Source organism: Microbacterium sp. (assembly GCF_031988965.1).
In the GTDB taxonomy this organism is placed as follows: domain Bacteria; phylum Actinomycetota; class Actinomycetes; order Actinomycetales; family Microbacteriaceae; genus Microbacterium.
The window spans coordinates 1-1,532 of record NZ_DALZXX010000279.1 but is presented as its reverse complement, the minus strand read 5'-3'; the positions used below and the strand labels follow the sequence as shown (position 1 = coordinate 1,532).

General features: G+C 72.7%; 2 protein-coding genes. One reads left to right on the top strand and one right to left on the bottom strand.

The window, feature by feature from the left end:
• On the top strand, window positions 1–564 hold a 564-nt coding region (locus RTM68_RS18720; RefSeq protein ID WP_312173832.1), incomplete at its 5' end, for a DeoR family transcriptional regulator.
• Window positions 565–575: 11 nt separating this feature from the next.
• Here the strand turns inward: RTM68_RS18720 and RTM68_RS18715 are convergent.
• Window positions 576–1,466, bottom strand: a complete 891-nt coding sequence (locus RTM68_RS18715) for a substrate-binding domain-containing protein (RefSeq protein ID WP_312173831.1) — start codon at window positions 1,464–1,466, stop codon at window positions 576–578.
• Window positions 1,467–1,532: the final 66 nt, after the last annotated feature.

Genomic DNA, 1,532 nt, shown 5'->3' with positions numbered 1-1,532 from the left:
GCCGAAGCGGCCGCCGCACTCATCGAACCGGGCATGGCCGTCGGCATCTCGGGAGGCGCGACCGGACTCGCACTGGCCCGCGCGGTGCGCGACGTCGCCGACCTCACCGTCGTCACGAACTCGCTCACGGTGGCCGATCTCTTCTCGCCGCCCGAGCGTGCCGACGCCCCGTACACGCAGACCGTGGTGCTCACCGGAGGTGTGCGCACGCCGGCGCAGTCGCTCGTGGGGCCGGTCGCCGTGCGCGCTCTGGAGCACCTGCACTGCGACCTCGTCTTCCTCGACGTGCACGGGCTCGACGTGCACGCCGGCATCACGACCATGAACCTGCTCGAGGCCGAGACCAACCGCGCGTTCATGGCGGCGGCGCGCGAGGTCGTCGTACTGGCGGACCACACCCGCTGGGGCGTCGTGGGACTCACGACGATCGCCGACCTCGCCGACATCGATCGACTCATCACCGATGACGGGCTCGATGCCGACGCCCGTGAACAGCTCACCGCGCACGTCGGTGGGCTCATGGTGGCGCAGCTCACGGAGGATGCTCCGGCGGAGCGCGCCTGACAGCGGTGCGGTCATCGCCTCGCGGTGCTCGCACGCCGCACGAGCGCGGCCGGGATCGTCACGTGACGCACCGGCAGGTCGGCGCCCGGAGGTGAGGTCAGCTGACGCTGCAGCTCGGTGAAGGCCGCGTCGACGAGCCTGTCGTGATCGGGGGCGATGGTGCTGAGAGCCGGCACCGAGAAGCGCGTGGCGCGGATGTCGTCGATGCCGATCACCGCCACGTCGTCGGGCACGCGTCTGCCGGCCGCGGCGAGGGCCGCGAGTGCGCCGAGGGCCAGCGAGTCGTTCGAGCACACGATGCCGTCGAGGTCGGGTGTGGCAGCGAGCACCGCGGCCGTGGCGCGCTCGCCCTCGTCGGCCGTGAACGCGTCGACCTGGGCGGTCAGTGACGGATCGGGCGCGGCCCCGGCCTCGGTCAGCGCCTCCACGTAGCCGACATGACGGCGGTCGGCCGCATCTGACGGGCGGGAGTCGCGGCGCCCGACGTATGCGATACGGCGGCATCCGACCGAGACGAGGTGCTCGGTCGCGGTGTGCGCCGCCGCTCGGTTGTCGATCGTGATGTGCGTGAACGGGCTCACCTGGATGTGCTCGCCCAGCAGCACCAGCGGGCCGGGCGACGTGCGTCGGGTGAGATCGGCCACGGTCAGCGATCGGGGGATGTGGATGAGGCCGTCGATCGACGGCAGGCCGACGCCGTTCGCGACGTCGATCTCGCGGCCGTGATCGCCCTCGGTCTGCACGATCAGCACTGCGAGGCCGCGCTCGTCGGCACCGCGGACGAGGCGAGACCCGAGTTCGGCGAAGTACGGCTCTTCGAGGTGCGGCACGGCCAGCGCGATGAGGCCGGTGCGCGTCGCCCGGGCGACCGGCACGGCGCGGCCTGTCGACGGGGTGGTCACCTGCGGCCTCCTGGTGGGACGACGGTCGCCGGCGGGGCGACGGGTCCCCTTCCCGTTAGCGCCCCC